Annotated in this window: 6 protein-coding genes and 1 pseudogene; 3 read left to right on the top strand and 4 right to left on the bottom strand. The window is 69.7% G+C overall.

All coding sequences use genetic code 11. From position 1 onward, the window contains the following. From HUU96_RS09225 to HUU96_RS09215, 3 genes and pseudogenes are all read right to left on the bottom strand, one after another. A pseudogene (locus HUU96_RS09225) lies at positions 1 to 263 on the bottom strand (circularly permuted type 2 ATP-grasp protein); the annotation flags it as partial. A gap of 71 nt (positions 264 to 334) precedes the next feature. After that, entirely contained in the window at positions 335 to 2,848 is a 2,514-nt protein-coding gene (ligD, locus tag HUU96_RS09220) for a DNA ligase D (protein WP_174292530.1), read from the bottom strand. 106 nt (positions 2,849 to 2,954) lie between these two features. Further along, positions 2,955 to 3,884 carry a Ku protein gene (locus HUU96_RS09215; RefSeq protein WP_174292529.1) on the bottom strand — a complete coding sequence of 310 codons (930 nt, stop codon included), beginning with the start codon at positions 3,882 to 3,884 and terminating at the stop codon, positions 2,955 to 2,957. A gap of 99 nt (positions 3,885 to 3,983) precedes the next feature. On the opposite strand from HUU96_RS09215, the gene pdxH reads away from it, so the two are divergent. Genes pdxH through HUU96_RS09200 form a run of 3 tightly spaced genes read left to right on the top strand, consistent with a single transcriptional unit; the run spans position 3,984 to position 6,324 of the window. Next, entirely contained in the window at positions 3,984 to 4,559 is a 576-nt protein-coding gene (pdxH, locus tag HUU96_RS09210) for a pyridoxamine 5'-phosphate oxidase (protein ID WP_174292528.1), read from the top strand. A 10-nt stretch (positions 4,560 to 4,569) separates the two neighbouring features. Beyond that, the gene (locus HUU96_RS09205; protein WP_174292527.1) at positions 4,570 to 5,520 is read left to right on the top strand and encodes a cation diffusion facilitator family transporter; all 951 of its coding nucleotides are present in this window, start codon (positions 4,570 to 4,572) and stop codon (positions 5,518 to 5,520) included. Between the two features lie 3 nt (positions 5,521 to 5,523). Continuing rightward, positions 5,524 to 6,324 carry a PhzF family phenazine biosynthesis protein gene (locus HUU96_RS09200; RefSeq protein WP_174292526.1) on the top strand — a complete coding sequence of 267 codons (801 nt, stop codon included), beginning with the start codon at positions 5,524 to 5,526 and terminating at the stop codon, positions 6,322 to 6,324. Here HUU96_RS09200 and HUU96_RS09195 read toward each other — a convergent pair. Continuing rightward, positions 6,321 to 6,542: aminomethyltransferase beta-barrel domain-containing protein (locus HUU96_RS09195; RefSeq protein WP_368039757.1), on the bottom strand; the 222-nt coding region annotated here is incomplete at its 5' end. The genes HUU96_RS09200 and HUU96_RS09195 overlap by 4 nt on opposite strands.

Raw genomic sequence — 6,542 nt, 5'->3', positions numbered from 1 at the left:
GGCGACAGCGGCCAGGGCCGCTCCTCCGCCTCGCCGGCGACGCGGAAGCCGGTGCCGATGTCGGCGGCGTGGCGCTGCACCCGCTCGCGCGCATGGCCCAGATCGTCGGAGGCGACCGCCGCCAGCTCCTCCAGCATCGCCGTCCAGGCGGGCGCGGTCTCGCCGCACAGCACGTCGCCCGACGCGGCCGACGCGCAATAATCCGCGACCCAGCGCCGGGCGTGGACGGCGGCATCGAACAGGGGGGCGGGGCTGGTGGCCATCAGCGCGCGACGCTCTACGCTTTCGCGGTGCGGCGCAACATGCTTCTCCCGTGGGGCGGGTGCGAACGGACCTACAAGTCCGGCAGCACCTGGTCCGCCACGCCCCAGCCCTTCAGCCCGCGCCCGTTCGCCCGCTCGATCAGCGTCGCCGCGTCGCGCACCGACCAGCGCGCCGCGGTGTCGAGGCCGCGCAGCTCGCTCCACGACACCGGTGCCGCGACCGGCGCGCCGGGGCGGGCGCGGGCGGCATAGGGCATGATCGCGGTGGAGCCGCGCTGGTTGCGCAACCAGTCGATGAAGATGCGCCCCTTGCGTTTGGCCTTGGTCATCACCGCCACGAAGCGCTCGGGCTCGGCGGTCGCCAACGCCCGCGCGAAGCGGTCGGCGAAGTCCTTGACCGCCGGCCACTCCGCCCGCGGCGTCAGCGGCACGACGACATGCACCCCCTTGCCTCCCGACAGCAGCGGGAAGGAGACGAGGCCCAGCTCGGCGAGCTGGTCGCGGACATACTCGGCCGCGCGCTTGGTCTCCTCGAAACCCAGCCCCTCGTCGGGGTCGAGGTCGATCACCAGCCGGTCGGGTGCCTCCAGATGCGCGACCGACGAGCCCCAGCCATGGAACTCGATCGTCCCCATCTGGACGCAGGCGACCAAGCCATCGGCGTCCTCGACGTACAGATAATCCTCGCTCGACCCGTCCTTCTCGCGGATCGGCACCTGATGGACCCACTCGCCGAAGCTGCCGGCGTCGTGCTTCTGGAAGAAGCAGTGCTTGGCGCGCCCCTGCGGGCAGCGCACCAGGCTGACCGGGCGGGCGGCGACCCAGGGCAGCATGATCGGCGCGACGGCCGCGTAATAGTCGGCCAGCTCGCCCTTGGTGACGCCCTTTTCCGGCGGGGCTTCGGGGAAGATCACGCGGTCGCGGCTGCTGACCTTGACGTGCACCTCGGGCGCGGCCGGCACCGGCTCGGGCGTCTCGACCACTACCTCGCTCGCCGGCTTGTCGCCGCGTAGACCGAGGAAGCTGGCATGGCGCAGCACCTTGTCGGGGGTGACCTCGGCATAGGCGATCTCCGCCACCAGCTCGGGGCGCACCCACTTCGCGCCGCGCACCATCGCGCGCGGGGCCGCGACGGTCGGCTCGGGTGCGGCGAGCGCATCGAGGCGCTCGCGCAGCTCGTCCATCAGCGCATGGGAGAAGCCGGTGCCGACCTTGCCGGCATAGCGCAGCTCGCCGCCGTCATGAGCGCCGAGCAGCAGCGCCTTGAAGCCGCGCTTCTTGTCCGACGGGGTCCAGCCGACGATCACGAACTCCTGCCGGTGCAGGCACTTGGTCTTGACCCATGCCTTGCTGCGCGCGCCGCGATAGGGCGCGTCGGCGAGCTTGGACACGACGCCCTCCAGCCCCTGCTCGCACATCGTCGCGAACAGCTTCTCACCCGCGCCGACGATGTGTTCGGCGAACTGCAGGCGCTCATTGTCTGCCGGGATCAGCGGCCGCAGCCGTTCCTTGCGGGCGACGTTGGGCAGGGCGGTCAGGTCGTCGCCGTCGAGGCTCAGCAGGTCGAAGGCGAAGAAGGTCATCGCGCCGCCCGACGCGATCGCGTCCTTGAGGGTCGAGAAGTCGGGCCGGCCGTCCTTGAAGGCGACGATCTCGCCGTCGATCAGCGCCGAGGCGACCGGCAGCGCGGCGGCCGCCTCGGCGATGGCGGCGAACTTGTCGGTCCAGTCGAGGCCGGAACGCGTATAGACCTTGGCGTGACCGCCGCCGACCGCGACCAGGGCACGGTAGCCGTCATATTTGACCTCGTGCATCCAGGCGCTGCCGGCGGGGACGGCGTCGACCAGGGTGCAGAGCTGGGGGTCGGCGAAGGCGGGAGGCGTGGCGCTCCCTCGTTGCTTCCCGCCACTCCCGCGACGGCGGGAGCCCAGCGCGGGCCTGTCGCGCTTGGCACCAGCGGCGGAGCTGGGTCCCCGCATTCGCGGCGATGGAGGAGAGGGTAGGGTGGTCGCCTTCCCACTCTCAATCTCCGCCATCGTCCGGCCGGTGGCGACGCTGGTCAGCGCCTCCTCGGCCAGTGCGTCGGTGCCGCCGGCGAAGCCGTCCGTCACCTTCCTCAGCAGCCAATTCTCGTTCTTTTCGTGGCCGCGCGGCTTGAGGCGGATCAGCATCCACTCGCCCTTCATCCGCTCGCCGTCGAGGACGAAGTGGAGGTGGCCCTTGCTCAGGTCGGCCGCGCTCTTGCCGGCGATCGGCGCCCAGGTGCCGCGGTCCCACAGCATCACCGTGCCGCCGCCATATTGCCCCTTGGGGATCGTCCCCTCGAAGCTGGCATAGGACAGCGGGTGGTCCTCCGTCCGCACCGCCAGCCGCTTCTCGTCAGGGTCGAGGCTGGGGCCGCGCGTCACCGCCCAGCTCTTCAGCACGCCATCGACCTCCAGCCGGAAATCCCAGTGCAGCCGGGTGGCGTCGTGCTTCTGGACGATGAAGCTGTTGCCGTGGCCGGGCGCGAGGGTACCGGCGGGCTCGGCTGTCTGGGCGAAGTCGCGCTTGGCGTTGTAGCGGGCGAGGGGGTCGGTGGGCATTTAACGGACCTCCGTCACCCCGGCCTTGTGCCGGGGTCCAGAGCCACGCAGCGCACCGTTTGTGACTCTGGATGCCGGGACGAGCCCGGCATGACGGAGGGAGGGGTCACGCACGCTTGCGCGCTGCCGGTTTGGCTGGGGCCTTCTTCGCCGCCGGCTCCTCCGCCACTGCCGCCTTGGCCACGCGCTTCGCCGCCGGCTTCTTCGCGGGTGCCGCGTCGTTGGCCGCCTCCGCGGCCGTCGCACCCGGCTTCTCCATCGACTTCTTAAGCGCCGCCATCAGGTCGACGACGTTGCTGCTCTTGGCCGGGGCACCGTCATCCTTGTCCTCGATGATCTTGCCGCCCTTGGCCTTGCGCTTGCGCTCGATCAGGTCCTTGAGCGCGTCGACATAGCGGTCGTGGAACTCCTGCGGCGCGAACGCCCCGGTCTTCTTGGCGATCAGCGCCTCGGCCAGGTCGAGCAGCTCCTCGTCGGGCTTGGTCTCGCCGATGTCGCGGAAGAAGCCGGACGCCTTGTTGACCTCGTCGGCATAACGCAGCGTCTCCAGCACCATGCCGCGCCCGCACGGCTTCAGGCTAACGACATATTCGCGGCCGCGTAGCGCCAACTGGCCGAGCCCGACCTTCTTTGTCCGCTTCAGCGCCTCGCGCAGGACGATGAACGCCTCCTCGGCCAGGTCGTCGGCGGGGACGACGAAATAGGGCTTCTCGTAATAGATCACATCGATGTCGGTCGCGTCGACGAATTGGGTCAACTCCAGCGTCTTCTTCGACTCCAGCTTCACCGCATCGATCTCGTCCTGCTGCAGCAGGACATACTCGCCCTTCTCGACCTGATAGCCCTTCATGATCTCGTCGGGGTCGACCGGGCCGATGCCGGTGACGACCTTCTCGTAATGGACCGGCTTGCCGCTGGGTTCGTGGATCTGCTTGAAGCTGACCGACGCGCCCGACTTGGTGGCGGAATAGATTTCCACCGGGATCGACACCAGCGCGAGCCTGATCTGTCCTTGCCAATAGGCGCGTGCGGGCATGGGGAACACCTTGTTGCGGAAGCGATTCGATCGCCTGAGTCAATCATCGGCCGGCGGACTCGTTCCGTTCCGGCGAGAAACAGGCTATGGATGCCCGCAATGACCGATCCCATGACCCTGTTTGACACCTGGTATGCCGAGGCCAAGGCGAGCGAGCCCAATGATCCGGAGGCGATGGCGCTCGCTACCGTCGATGCGGGCGGCCAGCCATCGGTGCGGATGGTGCTGCTCAAGGGGCATGGGCCCGACGGGTTCGTGTTCTACACCAATCGGGAGGGCCGCAAGGCGGGCGATCTGGCGGCGAACATGCAGGCGGGGTTGCTGTTCCACTGGAAGTCGCTGCGCCGGCAGATCCGTATCGAGGGGCCGGTGAGCCTGGCCGGCGACGCCGAGTCGGACGCCTATTTTGCCAGCCGTGGCCGCGACTCCCAGCTCGGTGCCTGGGCGTCTGACCAGTCGCGGCCGTTGGCCGACCGCGAGACCTTTGAGGCACGGGTCGAGGAAGCGCGGGCGCGGTTCGAGGGCGGCCCGGTGCCGCGGCCGCCCTTCTGGGGCGGCTATCGCGTGACGCCGCTTCGGATCGAGTTTTGGCAGGATCGCGCGCATCGGCTACATGAGCGGCGGCTGTTCACCCGAAACGGCGAGGACTGGAGCGAAGGGCTGCTATATCCATGACCCTCACCCGATGACAGGCGAGGAGCGCCGCCGCGCGATCCCCTATGCCGTTCGCGCCGCGCTGGCCGGCGTGGCGATGGCGTCGACGCTGCTGCTGCTCAAGGGCTATGCCGCCTGGGCGTCGGGTTCGGTGGCGATGCTCGGCAGCCTGGCCGACACGGGCCTCGACCTGCTCGCCAGCATCGTCACCCTGTACGGCGTGCGGCTGGCGGCGACGCCGGCCGACAACGACCACCGCTTCGGCCACGGCAAGGCGGAAGCGCTGGCGGCGCTGTTCCAGGTGATGCTCATCACCGCCTCGGCGATCGCGATCGCGTGGCGCGCGCTGAGCCGGTTCGGCACCGGTGGCGGCAGCGGTGGCGAGGCCGGCTTGGGCATCGTCGCCTCGCTGGTCGCGATCGCCGCGACGTTGGCGCTGCTATCCTATCAGCGCCACGTCATCCGCCAGACCGGCTCAGTCGCGATCATGGCCGACAAGGTGCATTACCAGTCGGACCTGCTCGTCAACGTCGCCGTCATCCTGGCGCTGGTGCTCGACCGTTATTGGGGCGTGCGCAGCGCCGACCCGGTGTTCGGCATCGGCATCGCCGCCTGGCTGGCATGGGGTGCGATCAAGGCGTCGACGCACGCGGTCGACATGCTGATGGACAAGGAATGGTCGGAGGACCAGCGCGCCGCGTTCCTGGACGTCGCCGCGCGGCAGAACGGCCTGAAGGGCATCCACGATTTCCGCACCCGGCGCGCCGGCAGCCACGACTTCGCGCAGTTCCATATGGAGGTCGACCGCGACCTGTCGGTCGGCGCGGCGCATGATCTGGTCGAAGCGGTCGAGTGCAACCTCAAGATCGCGTTCCCGCGCGTGGAGGTGCTGATCCATCTCGATCCCGAGGGCCATGTCGACACCGACAACCCGCTGGTCGAGGCCGATGTGACGCCGCACTGGTTCGGCAAGCGCGCCTAGCCGATGCGCATATCGTTCACCCAGGTCGATGCGTTCGCGTCCTCGCCCTTCGCTGGCAATCCGGCGGCGGTGATGCCGCTGGCGCGCTGGCTCGACGACGCGACGCTGCAGGCGATCGCCGCCGAGAACAACTTGAGCGAGACCGCCTTTGTCGTCGCCGACGATAGCGGCGAGGCGGAGTTCGAGCTGCGCTGGTTCACGCCGACCGCCGAGGTAGTGCTGTGCGGCCATGCGACGCTGGCGAGCGGCCATGTCGTGCTGTCCGCCGATCCGTCGCTCGATCGGGTGCGATTCCGGACGCGCAAGGCGGGGCTGCTGTCGGTGGAACGCGATGGCGGCGGCTACAGGCTGGCGCTGCCGGCGTGGCGGCCCGAGCCGAGGCCGCTGCCGGCGATCGTCGCCGCGCTTGGGCTGGAGGAGCGCACGACCGAGACGCTGTGGCGCGACGGCGGCTATGCCGTGATCGTAGTGGCGGACGAAGCGGCGGTGCGTGCTTGCCGGCCGGACCAGCGGGCGCTGGCAGCGGAAGGCGAACTGCTCATCATCCTGACCGCGCCCGGCGACGACACCACGATCGTTACCCGCGCCTTCACCCCCGCCTTTGGCATCGACGAGGATCCCGTCACCGGCGGGGCGCACGCCGTGATTGTTCCCTATTGGGCACAGCGCCTCGGGCAGCAACGGTTCACCGCCTATCAAGCAAGCGCGCGTGGCGGCCGGCTGACCTGCACGCTGGCGGGTGACCGGGTGGTGCTGGGCGGCGCGTGCGTGACGGTGATCGAGGGGACGTTCCTGCTGCCCTAGGCGGCGAGCGCGGCCGCCTCGGTTGCGGCGATCCAGCCGCCGCCGAGCACCCGCTCGCCATCGTACAGCACTGCCGCCTGCCCCGGCGCGACGCCGTACTCGGGCGAGTCGAACACCAGTCGGTCGTCCAGCAATCGCGCCGGCACCGGCCTCGCCATCGAGCGCACCTTGGCTAGAAGGGGGACGGTCAGCGCGCCGTCGGTGGCAGCGAGCCGGTT

Source organism: Sphingomonas bacterium, assembly GCF_903644135.1.
Taxonomy (GTDB): Bacteria; Pseudomonadota; Alphaproteobacteria; order Sphingomonadales; family Sphingomonadaceae; genus Sphingomonas.
The sequence above is the reverse complement of the archived record's forward strand: the minus strand, read 5'-3'. Positions and strand labels throughout refer to the sequence as shown.